This is a genomic window from Streptomyces sp. NPDC057682 (assembly GCF_042799575.1).
Classification (GTDB): domain Bacteria; phylum Actinomycetota; class Actinomycetes; order Streptomycetales; family Streptomycetaceae; genus Streptomyces.
Map to the genome: position 1 here is coordinate 431,749 of NZ_JBHVIN010000004.1, position 17,317 is coordinate 449,065.

At 71.8% G+C, this 17,317-nt stretch carries 9 protein-coding genes; 3 read left to right on the forward strand and 6 right to left on the reverse strand.

Going from position 1 to position 17,317, the window contains the following annotated elements; genetic code table 11:
- Positions 1 to 109: 109 nt before the first annotated feature.
- From ACFVDM_RS09515 to ACFVDM_RS09525, 3 genes are all read right to left on the reverse strand, one after another.
- On the reverse strand, positions 110 to 1,528 hold the full coding sequence (locus ACFVDM_RS09515) for a maltokinase (RefSeq protein ID WP_383635218.1): 1,419 nt from the start codon (positions 1,526 to 1,528) through the stop codon (positions 110 to 112).
- 241 nt (positions 1,529 to 1,769) lie between these two features.
- Positions 1,770 to 3,476 carry a maltose alpha-D-glucosyltransferase gene (gene treS, locus ACFVDM_RS09520; protein WP_383635221.1) on the reverse strand — a complete coding sequence of 569 codons (1,707 nt, stop codon included), beginning with the start codon at positions 3,474 to 3,476 and terminating at the stop codon, positions 1,770 to 1,772.
- Positions 3,473 to 5,506, reverse strand: a complete 2,034-nt coding sequence (locus tag ACFVDM_RS09525) for an alpha-1,4-glucan--maltose-1-phosphate maltosyltransferase (RefSeq protein ID WP_383635224.1) — start codon at positions 5,504 to 5,506, stop codon at positions 3,473 to 3,475. The genes treS and ACFVDM_RS09525 overlap by 4 nt, the downstream gene beginning before the upstream one ends.
- A 754-nt stretch (positions 5,507 to 6,260) precedes the next feature.
- On the opposite strand from ACFVDM_RS09525, the gene glgP reads away from it, so the two are divergent.
- Positions 6,261 to 8,867, forward strand: coding sequence for an alpha-glucan family phosphorylase (glgP, locus tag ACFVDM_RS09530; RefSeq protein WP_383635227.1), 2,607 nt, complete (start codon positions 6,261 to 6,263; stop codon positions 8,865 to 8,867).
- 84 nt (positions 8,868 to 8,951) lie between these two features.
- Here glgP and ACFVDM_RS09535 read toward each other — a convergent pair whose 3' ends face one another.
- From ACFVDM_RS09535 to ACFVDM_RS09545, 3 genes are all read right to left on the reverse strand, one after another.
- Positions 8,952 to 10,988, reverse strand: a complete 2,037-nt coding sequence (locus ACFVDM_RS09535) for a M4 family metallopeptidase (RefSeq protein WP_383635230.1) — start codon at positions 10,986 to 10,988, stop codon at positions 8,952 to 8,954.
- Positions 10,989 to 11,434: 446 nt separating this feature from the next.
- Positions 11,435 to 13,438 carry an ABC transporter ATP-binding protein gene (locus ACFVDM_RS09540; RefSeq protein ID WP_383635233.1) on the reverse strand — a complete coding sequence of 668 codons (2,004 nt, stop codon included), beginning with the start codon at positions 13,436 to 13,438 and terminating at the stop codon, positions 11,435 to 11,437.
- A complete protein-coding gene (locus ACFVDM_RS09545) occupies positions 13,435 to 15,360 on the reverse strand; it encodes an ABC transporter ATP-binding protein (protein ID WP_383635237.1) in 1,926 nt (641 codons plus the stop codon). The genes ACFVDM_RS09540 and ACFVDM_RS09545 overlap by 4 nt, the downstream gene beginning before the upstream one ends.
- Positions 15,361 to 15,581: 221 nt before the next feature.
- Between ACFVDM_RS09545 and ACFVDM_RS09550 the strand changes: the two genes are divergently transcribed.
- Together ACFVDM_RS09550 and ACFVDM_RS09555 are read left to right on the forward strand one after the other, a co-directional pair.
- Positions 15,582 to 16,520, forward strand: coding sequence for an ATP-binding cassette domain-containing protein (locus ACFVDM_RS09550; RefSeq protein ID WP_383635240.1), 939 nt, complete (start codon positions 15,582 to 15,584; stop codon positions 16,518 to 16,520).
- Position 16,521: 1 nt separating this feature from the next.
- A complete protein-coding gene (locus ACFVDM_RS09555; protein WP_383635243.1) occupies positions 16,522 to 17,316 on the forward strand; it encodes an ABC transporter permease in 795 nt (264 codons plus the stop codon).
- Position 17,317 lies beyond the last annotated feature (1 nt).

Sequence of the window (17,317 nt, forward strand, 5' to 3'; positions counted from 1 at the left end):
CGGGGGTGAGGGCGAAGGAAACACGTGGGTGGGCTGAGTGGGAAGACGGACGCCGGGCTGGGTGGGGGAGTGGACGCCGGGCGGTGCGGGGCAGTGGACGCCGGACGGCTCAGTCGGTTTCCGTATCCGCTTCGACGGGTTCGGCGGGTTCGGCGTCCGCTCCGGCCAGGCGCCGGATCGCGGCCATCGGCACCGGCAGCCAGTCGGGCCGGTGCCGTGCCTCGTACACCACTTCGTAGACGGCCTTGTCGGTCTCGTGGGCGCGCAGCAGCTCCGGTTCGCCGCGGGGGTCGACGCCGGCGGACGCGGCGTAGCCGTCGCAGTACGCGGTCCGGCAGCGGGCCGCCCACGCGGGGTTCCAGGGCCGGTGCGAACGGGCCGCGTAGTCGAAGGAGCGGAGCATTCCGGCGATGTCGCGCACCGGCGGCTGCGGGGTGCGGCGTTCGGCGAGCGACCGGGAGGGCTCGCCCTCGAAGTCGATCAGTGACCAGAAACCGTCGGTCCCGCGCAGGGTCTGACCGAGATGGAGATCGCCGTGCACCCGCTGGGCGGGCCGGCCGGTCCCCGCACCGCCCGCCGCCAGGGCGTCGAAGGCGGCGCGCAGCCCGGGGACGTACGGCACCAGTTCGGGCACCGCGTGCGCGGCGCTCTCCAGCCGGTGGACCATCGCCGCCGCCAGCCGGCCGGTCTGCGCGCGCCGCAGCGCCGGGGCGGGCAGCGCCGCCGCCAGCGCGGTGTGCACCTCGGCGGTGGCCCGGCCCAGGGCGTACGCCTCGGCGGTGAAGTCGTCCCCGGCGGCCAGTGCGCGCAGGGCGAGCTGCCAGCCGTCCTCGGCGTCCCGAAGGAAGGGCTGGAGCACCCCCAGCGTCAGCCGCTCCGGCCCTGCCGCCTCGAACCAGGCGACCGGGGCGGGGACGCGTCCGCACCCCTCGCGGGCGAGCGCGAGGGGCAGTTCGAGATCCGGGTTGGTGCCCGGGAAGACCCGGCGGAATACCTTGAGGATGTAGGCGTCGCCGTACACCAGCGAGGAGTTGGACTGCTCGGTGTCCAGCACCCGGGGGGCCAGACCCGCGGGGACGGCGGCCGCCCGCGCGAAGCTGAGGGCGCCGAGGCCGCCGGGGGTGCGCAACCGTTCCAGCAGCAGCGCGGCCAGCCGGGGATCGTGCAACCCCTCGTAGACGGTGAGTCCGGCCAGCGGGCCGTGGTCGGGGCGGCCGATCAGGGCGGGCGCCAGCAGCGGGGGCAGTGCGGCGCGCACCCCGAGCAGCAGCTGGTAGCAGTCGGCCGGGGGCTGGGCCGGCATCGTGGGCTGGTGGGCCCGCACCAGCAGGTGCAGGAGCCCCGGACCGCCGTCCGCCGCCACGGGCAGCAGTTCGGTCGCCGAGACCAGCGAGAAGGCGGTGATCGGGTGCCCCTTGCCCGCGAACCACCGCTGCCGGGGCAGCCATGAGTGCAGCAGAGGCCCCAGGGAGGGGAGCAGGGCTGTGCTGTTCGCCAGGGTGACCTGAGCGGATGCAGCCTCCGACATGGCATCGCGTCCTTTCCCCGGGCACACCACAGGATGCGAAGAGTGTCCCGGATTGCGGCATGGGCTGTCCGGCTGTGCGGGACGTGTCGGGTCAGGATGGTCCGTACGGACTCGACGCGGAGTGATCGAAACGCCGGGAAGATCCAGGAAGGGTGCGGAAGCGCTCGATATGAGGGGAAGGGTGCCCCGTGCGGGACGGCGGAAACCGCCCCGCCCGTGGCCTGGATGGTGTCGTGCGGGATCAGCTCGGCGGCGCGTCCTTGCGCAGCCGGAACCAGTAGAAGCCGTGTCCCGCGAGCGTCAGCAGATAGGGCCACTGACCGATGGCGGGGAAGCGCACCCCGCCGATCAGCTCCACCGGATGACGCCCGTTGAAGGACCTGAGGTCCAGCTCCGTCGGCTGCGCGAACCGCGAGAAGTTGTGCACGCACAGCACCAGGTCGTCCCCGTGCTCCCGGGTGAAGGCGAGCACGGCCGGGTTGCTGGAGGGCAGTTCGTTGTACGTGCCGAGTCCGAACGCCGGGTTCTGCTTGCGGATCTCGATCATCCGCCGGGTCCAGTGCAGCAGGGAGGACGGCGAGGCCATCGACGCCTCGACGTTGGTGACCTGGTAGCCGTAGACCGGATCCATGATCGTGGGGAGGTAGAGGCGCCCCGGATCGCTGGAGGAGAATCCGGCGTTGCGGTCCGGCGTCCACTGCATCGGGGTGCGTACGGCGTCCCGGTCGCCCAGCCAGATGTTGTCGCCCATCCCGATCTCGTCCCCGTAGTAGAGGATCGGGGAGCCGGGCAGCGACAGGAGCAGCGCGGTGAACAGCTCGATCTGGTTGCGGTCGTTGTCCAGCAGCGGCGCCAGCCGGCGGCGGATGCCGATGTTGGCCCGCATCCGCGGATCCTTGGCGTACTCCGCGTACATGTAGTCGCGTTCTTCGTCCGTGACCATTTCGAGGGTCAGCTCGTCGTGGTTGCGCAGGAAGATGCCCCACTGGCAGTTCTTGGGGATGGCCGGGGTCTTGGCCAGGATTTCCGAGACCGGGTAGCGGCTCTCCCGGCGCACCGCCATGAAGATGCGCGGCATCACCGGGAAGTGGAACGCCATGTGGCACTCGTCGCCGCCGGCGCGGTAGTCGCCGAAGTAGTCGACGACGTCCTCGGGCCACTGGTTTGCCTCGGCGAGCAGCACGGTGTCCGGGTAGTTGGCGTCGATCTCCTTGCGGACCCGCTTGAGGAAGCCGTGGGTCTCGGGCAGGTTCTCGCAGTTGGTGCCCTCGCGCTGGTACAGGTACGGCACGGCGTCGACCCGGAAGCCGTCGATGCCGAGGTCCAGCCAGAAGCGCAGCGCGGAGATGATCTCCTCCTGCACCGCCGGGTTCTCGTAGTTGAGATCGGGCTGGTGGGAGAAGAACCGGTGCCAGTAGTACTGCTTGCGCACCGGGTCGAAGGTCCAGTTGGACGTCTCCGTGTCCACGAAGATGATCCGGGCGTCCTGGAACTGCTTGTCGTCGTCGGCCCAGACGTAGTAGTCGCCGTACGGACCGTCGGGGTCGGTCCGGGACTGCTGGAACCAGTCGTGCTGGTCGCTGGTGTGATTCATGACGAAGTCGATGATCACGCGCATCCCGCGCTGGTGCGCGGCGTCGACGAACTCGACGAAGTCGGCGAGGTCGCCGAACTCCGGCAGGACCGCGGTGTAGTCGGAGACGTCGTAACCGCCGTCGCGCAGAGGCGACTTGAAGAAGGGCGGCAGCCAGAGGCAGTCGACGCCCAGCCACTGGAGGTAGTCCAGTTTGGCGGTGAGTCCCTTCAGGTCTCCGATGCCGTCGCCATTGGAGTCCTGGAAGGACCGGACGAGGACTTCGTAGAACACGGCGCGCTTGAACCAGTCGGGATCGCGGTCCTTGGCCGGGGTGTCCTCGAACGTGTCGTGGACGGGCTCGTTGACGATCATGGTGTGGGTGACCCTCCGGTCGGCGGGGACGGTCGCAGGACGGCGATGTGCGCGGGCGTGACGCCCGGCTCTAGGCGCACATAGAAGGTCCTGCCCCAGTGGTAGGAAGTGCCGGTCAGCTCGTCGCGCACCGGCACGCTCTCGTGCCGTTCGAGGCCGAGTCGCGGCATGTCCAACGAGACGGTCGCCTCCTGGGTGTGGTGCGGGTCGAGGTTGACGACCGTCAGAACGGTGTTCGAACCGGAGCGCTTGCTGTACACGATCAGCGCGTCGTTGTCCGAGGCGTGGAAGTGCACGTCGCGCAGCTGCTGGAGCGCCGGATTGCGGCGCCTGATCCGGTTCAGTGAGGTGAGGAGCGGGGCCAGCGAACGGCCCTCCCGCTCGGCGGCTTCCCAGTCCCTGGGCCGGATCTCGTACTTCTCCGAATCGAGGTACTCCTCACTGCCGCTGTGGAGCGGGGTGTTCTCGCACAGCTCGAACCCCGCGTACACCCCCCAGGACGGGGAGAGTGTCGCCGCGAGCACCGCCCGTGCCTCGAAGGCAGGCCTGCCGCCCTCCTGGAGATGCCCGGGAAGGATGTCGGGGGTGTTCACGAAGAAATTGGGCCTCATGCAGGAGGCGGATTCACCGGCCAGTTCCGTGACGTACTCGGTGAGTTCGTGCCGGGTGTTGCGCCAGGTGAAATACGTGTACGACTGCTGGAATCCGATGGCGCCGAGCGTCCGCATCATCGCGGGGCGGGTGAACGCCTCGGCCAGGAAGACGACATCCGGATCGGTGCCGTTGATGTCGGCGATGACCTTCTCCCAGAAGACCACCGGCTTGGTGTGCGGATTGTCGACGCGGAAGATCCGCACCCCGCGGTCCATCCAGAAACGCAGGATGCGCACGGTCTCCGCGACAATGCCCGGCATATCCGTGTCGAAGGCGATCGGATAGATGTCCTGGTACTTCTTCGGGGGATTCTCCGCATAGGCGATCGTGCCGTCCGCCCGGTGGTGGAACCACTCCGGATGTTTCTCCACCCAGGGATGGTCGGGGGAGCACTGGAGCGCGAAGTCCAGCGCGATCTCCATCCGCAGGGTGCGGGCCGTCGCGACGAAGTGGTCGAAGTCCTCCAGCGTGCCGAGGTCCGGGTGGACCGCGTCGTGCCCGCCCTCGGGCGAGCCGATCGCCCACGGCACGCCCACGTCGTGCGGCCCGGCGGAGAGCGCGTTGTTGGGGCCCTTGCGGTGCGTGGTGCCGATGGGGTGGATGGGCGGCAGATAGACCACGTCGAAACCCATGGCGGCGACCGCGGGCAGCCGTTCGGCCGCCGTGCGGAAGGTGCCGCTGATGATCCGGGGCCGCGGGGCGGCGCTTGTGCCCTTGCGGCCCTTGCGGGCGGGCGCGGCCGGCTCCGTCCTGGCCCCCTCCGAGCGCGGGAACAGCTCGTACCAGGAGCCGTACAGCGCGCGCCGGCGCTCCACGTTCAGCGGGTGCGGGCGGGAGCGGGTGACCAGATCGCGCAGCGGATGGCGGGAGAGCGCCGCGTCCGCCTCGGGGGTCAGTGCGGCGGCCAGCCGGGCGGCGGCCGGGCGGGAGGTGTCGCGCAGCGCGTCCGCGGCGGCCAGCACGGCCTCCCGGCCGTCGCGCTTGGGGACGGACGCGGCGGCCCGCTCGTACAGCGCGGCGCCCTCCTCCAGGACGAGCGCGGTGTCGATCCCCGCCGGCACCTTGATCCGCGCCGCGTGGAGCCAGGTGGCGACCGGATCGCTCCAGGCCTCCACGGTGTACGTCCAGCGGCCCTCCGCGTCCGGGGTCACCAGGGCACCCCAGCGGTCGGTGCCCGGGGCCAGTTCGCGCATCGGGGTCCAGGGCCCGGGGCGCCCGTTCGGGCCGCGCAGCACCACATTGGCCGCGACCGCGTCATGGCCCTCGCGGAAGACGGTCGCCGTGACCTCGAAGGTCTCGCCGCAGACGGCCTTGGCGGGCCTTCTGCCGCAGTCGACGAGCGGACGGACATCGAGGACGGGAATGCGACCGATCATGGAATCACCTGGGGACGGGGGCACGGGCTCGGCAGGGCGCACGACCGGCGCGGAATGCGGATTGCGCGCGCCGCGACGAGGGGTTTCGGTCCTTTCTAGCCGCTCCGCCGATGACTGATGGGGTGTGGGCATGGCCGCTCCTGTCCGCGTTCACTCGAATAGCACTCGAATGGCCGCGGTGGGGTGTGGTGCACGGGCAGGGACGAATGCGCACGGGGTCCGCGCGGATTGCATACGAAACCGCCGGGCGGATCACCGGACGGCCGCGGCCGAATCGCGTACGAGACGGGAGCGGACCGTTCTCGGCAGGGGTCGGGAGGCATTCGTTCCGGGTACCGGAGAAGCCTTCCCACGGAACTCGGTGGGCCAATCCGGTGAGGTGTTAACTACTCGGGCGTAGGTGTTTCGGTCTGAATGCGCCGGGCTCCGCCGCGCATGCGCGGGACTGCGGGGAACCGGCACACGCGGGGTGGGTCGGGCGCCACACGGCAGCTTTCCTTGTGGCGCGAAGGCCCACAAGGCCGCACGAGGGGAAGGAATCGGCCATAACGCCTGTGCCGGTTGTGTCTGGATCCGCGAGGGGGACGTACGGGGCCGGAGGGTTCCGGGTTCCCCGCCCGCCGGGTCGCACGTCCGGACCGTCCGCGCGCCGTGGCCGGTGCGCCCCGCGCGCCACTACCGTCGAGGGTGACGGAGCGGTGCACACCGTGGTGCGTCCGCTCGGATCCGTACGTGCCCTGTAAAGGTGGGATACGTGAAGGCCATTCGTCGTTTCACCGTGCGTCCCGTCCTCCCCGATCCCCTTCGACCGCTCAGCGACCTGGCACGCAATCTGCGCTGGTCCTGGCACACCGAGACCCGTGAGCTGTTCCAGTCCGTCGACCCGGTGGCCGGCCGGAGCGCGGAGTGCGACCCCGTGCGGCTGCTCGGTGCCGTCTCCGCCGCGCGCCTGGCCGAACTGGCCGGGGACGAGCCGTTCCTGCACCGGCTGGCCGAGGCCTCCGCGGACCTCGCGGCCTATCTGGAAGGCCCCCGCTGGTACCAGGAGCGGCAGGAGGCCGGCGAGCGGCTGCCCGCCGCCGTCGCCTACTTCTCGCCCGAGTTCGGGGTGACCGCGGCCCTGCCGCAGTACTCCGGCGGCCTCGGCATCCTCGCCGGCGACCACCTCAAGGCCGCCAGCGACCTCGGCGTCCCGCTGATCGGCGTCGGTCTGCTCTACCGGCACGGCTACTTCCGCCAGAGCCTGACCCGGGACGGCTGGCAGCAGGAGCACTATCCCGTCCTCGACCCCAACGAACTCCCCGTCACGCTGGTGCGCGAGGCCGACGGGACCCCGAGCCAGGTGGTGCTCTCACTGCCCGGCGGCCGCACCCTGCACGCCCAGATCTGGCAGGCCCAGGTCGGCCGGGTGCCGCTGCTGATGCTCGACTCCGACGTCGAGGACAACGCCCCCGGCGAACGCGAGGTCACCGACCGGCTCTACGGCGGCGGCAGCGAGCACCGGCTGCTCCAGGAGATACTGCTGGGCATCGGCGGGGTGCGCGCGGTGCGGACCTACTGCCGGCTCACCGGCCACCCCGGACCCGAGGTCTTCCACACCAACGAGGGCCACGCCGGCTTCCTCGGCCTCGAACGGATCCGCGAGCTGTCCGGCGAGGGCCTGGACTTCGACTCCGCCGTGGAGTCCGTCCGGGCGGGCACCGTCTTCACCACCCACACCCCGGTCCCGGCCGGAATCGACCGCTTCGACCGCGAGCTGGTCGCCCGGCACTTCGGCGACGACGGCGAACTCCCCGGCGTCCCCGCCGACCGGGTGCTCCGGCTGGGCACCGAGACCTACGAGGGCGGCGACCCCGGCGTCTTCAACATGGCGGTGATGGGACTGCGGCTCGCCCAGCGCGCCAACGGCGTCTCCACCCTGCACGGCGAGGTGAGCCGGGAGATGTTCGCCGGGCTGTGGCCGGGATTCGACCCTCCGGAGGTGCCGATCACCTCCGTGACCAACGGGGTCCACGCACCGACCTGGGTCGCCCCCGAGGTCTACCGGCTGCGCGCCGAGTCCGCGGCCGCCCCCGGCCGCTGGGACGCCGTGGATGAGGTCCCGGACCGGCGGCTGTGGGAACTGCGCCGCACCCTGCGCGAACAGCTGGTCACCGAGGTCCGGCAGCGGCTGCACGCCTCCTGGCGCAGCCGCGGCGCCCAGCCCGCCGAACTCGGCTGGATCGACGGGGTCCTGGACCCCGGAGTCCTCACCATCGGCTTCGCCCGCCGGGTGCCCTCGTACAAGCGGCTGACGCTGATGCTGCGCGACCGGGACCGGCTGCGCGGGCTGCTCCTGCATCCGCAGCGGCCGATCCAGATCGTGGTGGCCGGAAAGGCACACCCCGCCGACGACGGCGGCAAGCGTCTGGTCCAGGAGCTGGTCCGGTTCGCCGACGACCCCCGGGTGCGGCACCGGATCGTCTTCCTGCCCGACTACGGGATGGCGATGGCCCAGAAGCTCTACCCGGGCTGCGACGTCTGGCTGAACAACCCGCTGCGCCCGCTGGAGGCCTGCGGGACGAGCGGGATGAAGGCGGCCCTGAACGGCTGTCTCAACCTCTCGGTCCTGGACGGCTGGTGGGACGAGTGGTTCGAGCCGGACTTCGGCTGGGCCATCCCCACGGCCGACGGCGCCGCGCTGGACGAGGACCGGCGCGACGACCTGGAGGCCGGCGCGCTCTACGAGCTGATCGAGGACCGGGTCGCCCCGCGCTTCTACGACCGGGACGGCGACGGGCTGCCCGGTCGCTGGATCGAGATGGTCCGCCGCACCCTGGGCACCCTGGGCCCCAAGGTGCTGGCCGACCGCATGGTCCGGGAGTACGTGGAGCGGCTGTACACCCCGGCCGCGCTGGCCCGGCGCTCGCTGGACGAGAAGGCCGCGCGCGAACTGGCCGGTTGGAAGGCCCGGGTGAGGGCGGCCTGGCCGGGAGTGGCCGTCGACCACGTCGAGGCGGTGACCCCGCACGCCTCCTCCGGCGGCACCGCCGAGCTGGGCTCCACCCTGGCCCTGCGGGTGCGGATCAGCCTCGGCCTGCTGGAACCGGACGAGGTCGAGGTGCAGGCGGTGGCCGGCCGGGTCGACTCCGCCGACGCGATCGTCGACAGCCAGGTCTTCCCGCTGAAGCCGGCGGGCGGTCAGGACCTGGAGGGCCGCTGGCTGTACGAGGGCCCGCTCACCCTGGACCGCACCGGTCCGTACGGCTACACCGTGCGGGTGCTGCCCGCCCACCGGCTGCTGGCCGACGGGGCGGAGCTGGGGCTGGTGGCCCAGCCGACGGCGGCGGCGGCGGAGGGCGCGGGGGTGCTGATGCGCTGAGGAACGCACGCGGCCGCCCGGGAGGAGGGTGCTCCTCCCGGGCGGCCGCGTCGTGTCAGCGGTGGTGCGTTTCCGGCGTCCGGATCAGAAGGTCAGCTTGAAGCTGTTGATCTTTCCGGTGTCGCCCGAGTAGACGTCCTGGACCTTGAGCTTCCAGGTGCCGTTCGCGACCTCGGAGGAGGCGTTGACGGTGTACGTCGTCTGGACGTTGTCCGCGGAGTCGCTGATCGAGGAGTTCTTCAGCCGGTACGTGGACCCGTCCGGGGCGACCAGGTCGATGACCAGGTCACCGCGGTAGGTGTGGGTGATGTCCACGCCGACCTTGAGGGCGCTCGGGGCGTTGCCGGTGACCCCGGTGACGGCGACCGAGCTGGTGACGGCCGAACCGGCGTCGGGGATGGAGACGGTGGTCTTGGTCTCGAAGACCTTGCCGGTGCCCGGGTCGGGGTCGGTGCCGCCGGGACGCGTGCCGACGTTGATCGCGGCCCAGGCGTCCGCCACGGACTTGTACTCGGCGCTGGTGGTGCCGTACAGCTCACCGGCCACCGCGAGCGTCCCGGTGCGGGCCGCCGCGTAGTTGGTCGTCGAGGTGAACTTGGTGCTGAGGGCCTTGAACCAGATCTGCTCGGCCTTGGCGCGGCCGATGCCGGTCACCGGCAGGCCGTCGGAGGTCGGGGAGTCGTAGTTGACGCCGTTGATGGTCTTGGCGCCGCTGCCCTCCGACAGGAGGTAGAAGAAGTGGTTGGCCGGGCCCGACGAGTAGTGCACGTCGATGTTGCCGATGCCCGAGTACCAGGCGTCCTTGGACGCGCCGTCCTTGCTCGGCTTGTCCTGGTAGCGCAGCGGGGTGCCGTCGCCGTTGATGTCGATCTCCTCGCCGATCAGGTAGTCACCCGGGTCGGACGAGTTGTTCGAGTAGAACTCGACGGCGGTGGCGAAGATGTCGCTGGTCGCCTCGTTGAGGCCACCCGACTCGCCGCTGTAGACCAGACCGGCGGTGTTGGACGTGACACCGTGGCTCATCTCGTGGGCCGCGACGTCCAGCGAGGTCAGCGGCGCCGCGTTGCCGCTGCCGTCGCCGTACGTCATGCAGAAGCAGCTGTCCGACCAGAACGCGTTGACGTAGTTGTTGCCGTAGTGGACGCGGGAGTACGCACCGACGCCGTCGCCCTTGATGCCGGTCCGGCCGTGGACGTTCTTGTAGTAGTCCCAGGTCTCGGCCGCACCGTAGTGGGCGTCCGCCGCCGCGGTCTCCGGGTTGCTCGGGGTGCCGTCGCCCCAGACGTCGTCGGAGCCGGAGAAGAGCGTTCCGGTCCCGGACGTGCCGTGGTTCAGGTTGTACGTCTTGTGGTTGCCGCGCGTGGTGTCGGTGAGGTTGTACGACCCCGAGGTGTTCAGCGTGACCTGGCCGCTGAACTGCGTGTTGCCGACACCGTTCTCGATGGCCTGCCACTCGAAGAGCTTGGCGCCGCTGCTCGCGTCGGTGACGACGTGCAGCTCGTTGGGGGTGCCGTCCTCCTGGAGGCCGCCGACGACGGTCTCGTAGGCGAGCTGCGGGGTGCCCGAGGCCATCCAGACGACCTTGCGGGGCGCCTTGTCGGCCGCGGTCCGCGAGGAGCCGTCCGCCTTGGCGAGGCCCACGGCCTGCTTCTCGGCGGCGGCCGGGGCGATGTCGGCCGTGGTGTCGACGGCCTTGAGCTGCGAGGAGGTCACCCGGGAGGCCTTGGAGACGCCCTGGGTGGCGCCGGCCGCGGACTCCTTGACGACCAGGTCGCCGCCGAGGACGGGCAGACCGGCGAAGGTGCGCTCGTAGCGGGTGTGCGTGGTGCCGTCGTTGTCCTGGACGACGTCCCGGACGACGAGCTTCTCCTGCGAGCCGAGGCCGAGCTCCTTGGCGGTGGCCGCGCGGTTGGCGGTCGCCTCCCGGATCAGCTCGGCGCGCTGGGACGGGGAGAGCTGCTTGGGCAGGGCGCCGGGGCGGGCCTGCGACGTGGGGGCCGCGGCCTCGGCCCGGTCCGACGGCGTCGCCGTGGCCGTGGTGCCCTGGACGCCGACGGCGAGGAGGGCGGCTGCGGCTATCAGGGCGCCGGTCGCGGTACGACGGCTGTGCGTGGATCTCACGCGGAACTCCTTCTGCGAGGGGGGTACCGGCGGCTGGGTGACCGTCCGGGCAGAGCAGGCAAGCGCAGAACGGGGTGAAGAGTGTCAGCCGCACATGTGTCCTGTCAGGAGCGCGTCAACAACTTGGCCGGAATTCGTCCGTTGTCAGTTGGCTCATGTTCGTTAAGCGGACGTTTCGCCGATCATCGCCGCACGGCCTTCCGTGGGCCCGGAATCCCGAAAGCGGAGCGAGGAGCGGGGGTGGGGCCGTTTGTGTCGTGTGCGAAGAGCGTGTGAAGAAGTGGGAAGTTCCCACCAGTCGAGACGGTCCGGCGGCATGGCGTGTTCCGCGCACACGGCGAACGCCCCGGCGCGTACAGGGCGACGCCTCGGCCGTGCACACGGCGACGCCCCGGCCGCGGGTGCGGCCGGGGCGTTCGTACGGGCGGGGGCCTTCTGAACACGCCCTACGCCAGGCTCTCCCGCCAGGCGCGGTGCAGGCCCGCGAAGCGGCCCGTGCCGCCGATCAGTTCGGCGGGCGTCCCGTCCTCCACGATGCGGCCGTGCTCCATGACGAGGACGCGGTCGGCGATCTCGACGGTCGAGAGGCGGTGGGCGATGACGACGGCGGTGCGGCCGTGCAGCACGGTGTCCATGGCCCGCTGCACCGCCCGCTCGCCGGGGATGTCCAGCGAACTGGTCGCCTCGTCCAGGATCAGGACCGCCGGATCGGCGAGCAGCGCCCGCGCGAAGGCCACCAGTTGGCGCTGGCCCGCCGAGATCCTGCCGCCCCGCTTGCGGACGTCCGTGTCGTAACCGTCCGGCAGGCCCGCGATGAAGTCGTGCGCGCCGATCGCCTTCGCGGCCCGCTCGATCTCCGCCCGGCTCGCGTCGGGGCGGCCGATCGCGATGTTCTCCGCGACCGTCCCGGAGAACAGGAACGCCTCCTGCGTCACCATGACCACCCCGCGCCGCAGCTCCGGCGTGGCCAGATCGCGCAGATCGGTGCCGTCCAGCAGGACCCGGCCCTCGGTCGGGTCGTAGAACCGGGCCAGCAGCTTGGCCAGCGTGGACTTGCCCGCGCCCGTCGAGCCGACGACGGCGACCGTCTGCCCGGCCGGCACCGTCAGACCGAAGCGGGGCAGCACCTCGCCGCCCGTACGGTACGAGAAGCCCACCGCGTCGAAGACGACTTCGCGGCCCGGCAGTTCACCGGAACGCTCCGGCAGCTCGCGGGGTTCGGCGGCCTCGGGGACCGAGGGCGTCTGGGCCAGCAGGCCCGCGATCTTCTCCAGCGAGGCCGCCGCCGACTGGTAGGAGTTCAGGAACATGCTGAGCCGGTCGATGGGGTCGTACAGCCGGCGCAGATACAGCACGACGGCGGCCAGCACCCCGAGCGCCAGATCCCCGGACGCCACGCGGTACGCGCCCCACAGCACGATTCCGGCCACCGCCGTGTTGGCGACGAGACGGGAGCCGACGACATAGCGGGCGTTCTCCAGCATCGCGTCGCCGTTGGTGCGCTCGTGCGTCTCGTTCAGCGCCCGGAAGACCTCGTCGTTGACGCGCTCGCGGCGGAAGGCCTGGACCGGCCGGATCCCGTTCATCGTCTCCGCGAACTTCACGATGACCGCGGCGATCGCCGTCGACCGGCCCGCGAAGATGACGGCCGCCCGGCGCTGGTAGAGCCGCACCAGCAGATACAGCGGGACGAAGGACAGCACGGCGACGGCGCCCGTGGCGAGGTCCAGCCAGAGCAGCATCAGCGAGATGGAGACGAAGGAGAGGACGACGCCGATCAGTTCCTGGAGGCCCTCGCTCAGCAGCTCCCGCAGCGCTTCCACATCGGTGGTCGACCGGGAGATCAGCCGCCCCGAGGTGTAGCGCTCGTGGAAGTCCACGCTGAGCGCCTGCGCATGGCGGAAGATCCGGCCGCGCAGATCCAGCAGCACGTCCTGGTTGACCCGGGCCGAGGCCCGGATGAACGCGTACTGGAGGGCCCCGGCACCGGCCGAGCAGAGCGCGTAACCGAGCGCCACCGCGATCAGCGGCCCGTAGTCCTTCTCCCGGAACGCGGGCACCCCGCTGTCGATCGCGTACGCCACGATCAGCGGACCGGCCTGCACCGCCGCCTGCTGCACCAGCAGGAACAGCGCCGCCAGGGCGACCCGGCCGCGCATCGGCCGCAGCAGCGAGCGCAGCAGGGCGCCCGTGGCACCGGGCGGGGCGGGCAGGTCGTCCCGGTCGAAGGGGTCACCGGCGGGTCCGCCGGACCCCGCGACGGCGGGCGCCGCCTTCCCGGTGCCGGTGGCCGTCGTCTCCTGTGCGCCCGTCTTCACCGCCCTGCCGGTGCCGGTCGCGGGCGCCTCGCCGTCCCCGCGTGCCGGGGGTGCCGGCGCACCGGCCCCGTCGTCGCCGGTGTCCCCGTCGCCGTCCGGTGAGGCCGGCCGTCCCGTCGTGGTGCTGGTCATCGGGTGGTGCCCTTCCCGGCCGGGGCGTCGGTGCCCCGCGCGTCCTGTGCGTCCTCGGCCGGGATGCCCTCGGGGGACGTCCCGGTACCTTCCTCGCCGTCGGCGCCCGACATCAGCCAGGCGTACTCGGCGTTGTCGCGCAGCAGTTCCTGGTGGGTGCCCACCGCGCTGATCCGGCCCTCCGACAGCAGGGCCACCCGGTCCGCCAGCATCACCGTGGACGGGCGGTGCGCGACCACGATCGCCGTCGTCCGCGCCAGCACCCGCCGCAGCGCGGCCTCGACCAGCGCCTCCGTGTGCACATCGAGCGCGGAGAGCGGGTCGTCGAGCACCAGGAAGCGCGGGGCGCCGACGACCGCGCGGGCCAGGGCGAGCCTCTGGCGCTGACCGCCGGACAGGCTCAGCCCCTGCTCGCCGACCTGGGTCGCGGTGCCCTGCGGCAGTGCGTGGACGAAGTCGGCCTGGGCGACGGACAACGCGCCCCGCAACTCCTCCTCGCCCCCGCCGGCCGTGCCCATCAGCACGTTCTCCCCGACACTCGCCGAGAAGAGCGTCGGTTCCTCGAAGGCCACCGAGACCAGCGAGCGCAGCCGTTCGCGCGGCATGGCGGTGATGTCCTCGCCGTCCAGCGTGATCCGGCCGGCCGTCGCCTCGTGCAGCCGGGGCACGAGTGCGGTCAGCGTCGTCTTGCCGGAACCGGTGGCCCCGACCAGCGCCATCGTCTCGCCGGGCCGGATCCGCAGATCGATGCGGGCGAGGACGGGCGGGGAGTCCTCCGCCGCGTCCGGGTAACGGAACTCGACGCCCTCGAAGACCATGCCCCCGGTGTCGGACTCCCCGGCGGCGGCCCGCGGTTCCGAGGTCACGGTCCCGCATGCGCGCGACGCGGCGGTGCCCGGCGCCGGGTCCCCGGGCCCGGCGGTCTCCCGTTCCTCCGCCACGTCCATCACCTCGAAGAACCGCTCCGTCGCCGTCGCCGACTCCTGGCTCATCGCCAGCAGGAAGCCGATCGACTCCACCGGCCAGCGCAGCGCCAGCGCCGTGGAGAGGAAGGCGACCAGGGTGCCGGCCGACAGTCCGCCGTCCGCGACCTGGACCGTGCCGAGCACCAGCGCCGCGCCGATCGCCAGCTCCGGGATGGTCGTGATGAGGGCCCAGATGCCCGCGAGGAGCCGGGCCTTGTGCAGCTCCGTGGTGCGCAGCCGTCCGGAGAGCGCGCGGAAGGCCTGCGCCTGGCTGCGGTGGCGGCCGAAGCCCTTGATGATGCGGATGCCGAGCACGCTCTCCTCGACCACCGTCGTCAGATCGCCCACCTGGTCCTGGGCGCGCCGCGCCACCACCGCGTACTTCGCCTCGAAGAACGAGCAGATGACCACCAGCGGGATCACCGGCACCATCAGCACCAGCCCGAGGGTCCACTCCTGGAGCAGCAGGATCACGAAACCGACCAGGATGGTGGTGGCGTTGACCAGCAGGAAGGTGAGCGGGAAGGCCAGGAACATCCGCAGCAGCATCAGGTCCGTGGTGCCGCGCGACAGCAACTGCCCCGAGGACCAGCGGTCGTGGAAGGCCACCGGCAGCCGTTGCAGATGGCGGTAGAGATCCGCCCGCATCGCCGCCTCGACCCCGGCCAGCGGACGCGCCACCATCCACCGCCGCACCCCGAACAGGACCGCCTCGGCGATGCCGAGCAGCAGCAGGTACAACGCCCCCAGCCACACCCCGCCCGGGTCCCGGTCCGCGACCGGTCCGTCGACGATCCACTTCAGCACGAGGGGGATCACCAGACCGACGCAGGAGGCGGCGATCGCGATCAGGGCGGCACCGGACAGACGGATCCGCACGGGCCTCACATACGGCCACAGCCGCAGCAGCGAACGCGCGGCGGACCGGTCCTTGGGCACTGCATCTTTTTCGGGCATCAGGAGCGAGCCTACGTTTCGGCACTGACATCGTTCACGTGCTTTTCCGGCCGCGGAGCCCCCGTGACGACATCCCCGGAGCCCCCGGTCGGAGCCTCCGGGGCCCTCCGGTCGTAGCCCCGGAGCCCCCCGGTCGTAGCCCCCGGTCAACCGATCGGACGATGCCGGTCCGAGCGCTACGGCGGATACCGGGACGGGGCCCGGCCCGCGAAGCTCCCCGTATGGCAATCATCGAAGTGGACGCACTGCGCAAGTCCTACGGGGGCCGCGCCGTCGTCGACGGGGTGGGCTTCACCGTCGAGGAGGGGGAGATCTTCGGGATCCTCGGACCCAACGGCGCCGGCAAGACCACCACCGTCGAATGCGTCGGAGGGCTGCGGACCCCCGACAGCGGTACGGTCCGGGTCGCCGGACTCGACCCCGTCACCGACCACGACCGGGTGACCCTGCTGCTCGGCGCCCAGCTCCAGCAGAGCGAACTCCAGCCGAAGATCACCGTCGGCGAGGCCCTGGAGCTGTACGCCTCCTTCTACCCGCGCCCCGCCGACTGGCGCCCCCTCGCCGAACGCCTCGGGCTGCACACCCGGCTGACCACCCGCTACGGCCGGCTCTCCGGCGGCCAGAAGCAGCGGCTCTCCATCGCCCTCGCACTGGTCGGCGCGCCCCGGGTCGTCGTCCTGGACGAGCTGACCACCGGGCTCGACCCCCGGGCCCGCCGCGACACCTGGCAGCTCATCGAGTCCGTCCGGGACGGCGGGGTCACCGTCCTGCTGGTCACCCACTTCATGGAGGAGGCCCAGCGCCTCTGCGACCGGGTCGCCGTCATCGACCGGGGCCGGGTCGCCGCCCTCGACACCCCGGCCGGGCTGATCGCCGGGGCCGGCCGCTCCACCGCGATCGCCTTCACCCCCTCCGCACCGCTGCCCGAGGCCGAACTGGCCGCCCTGCCCGGCGCGGTCTCCCGCGAGGACACCGACGGACGCCTCGTCATCCACGGCACCGACGAGACCGTCAACGCCGTCATCTCGCTGCTCGCCCGGCTCCGCGTCACCGCACACCGGCTCCGCGTCACCGAGGCCACCCTCGACGACGCCTTCCTCGACCTCACCGAACACCCCGCCCCCGCCGAGGCGCGCGGCACGACCGGACAGGCGGCCTGACATGACCGACCCGCACCCCGCCCCCGCACCGGCCGCCGCGCCCCGCGCCGCCGCCACCGGCCCGATGCGCGCGGTCCTGCGCGCCGAGACCCGCCTCTTCCTGCGCGAACCGGGCAGCCTGTTCTGGATCCTGGTGTTCCCGACCGCGCTCATGACGATCCTGGGACTGGTCCCCTCCTTCCGGAACCCCGACGAGAACCTCGGCGGCCGCCGCGTCATCGACCTCTACGTCCCCGTCTCCGTCCTCCTCGCCATGATCATGGCCGGACTCCAGGCGATGCCGCCCGTCCTCACCGGCTACCGCGAACGCGGCATCCTGCGCCGGCTGTCCACCACCCCCGTACGCCCCTCCGCGCTGCTCGGCACGCAGATCGCGCTGCACGGCGTCGCCGCGCTCGGCTCCACGCTTCTGGTGATGGCGGTCGGCCGCATCGCCTTCGGCGTGGACCTGCCCGGACAGCCCTTCGGCTACGCGCTGGCCCTGCTGCTCGCCGTCGCCTGCGTCCTGGCCCTCGGCGCGCTCGTCTGCTCGGTCGCCCGCACCACCCGGATCTCCGCCGCGATCGGCTCGGTCGTCTTCTTCGTGATGATGTTCACCGCCGGGGTCTGGGTGCCCGTCCAGGCCATGCCCGACGCCCTGCGCCGGATCGTGCAGGTCACCCCGTTCGGCGCGGCCTCCCAGGCCCTGGACCGGGCCGCCACCGGCGACTGGCCCGGCTGGCTCTGGCTCGGCCTGGTCGCCGTCTGGACCGCCGTCGCGGCCGTCGCCGCCGTCCGCACCTTCCGCTGGGAGTAGC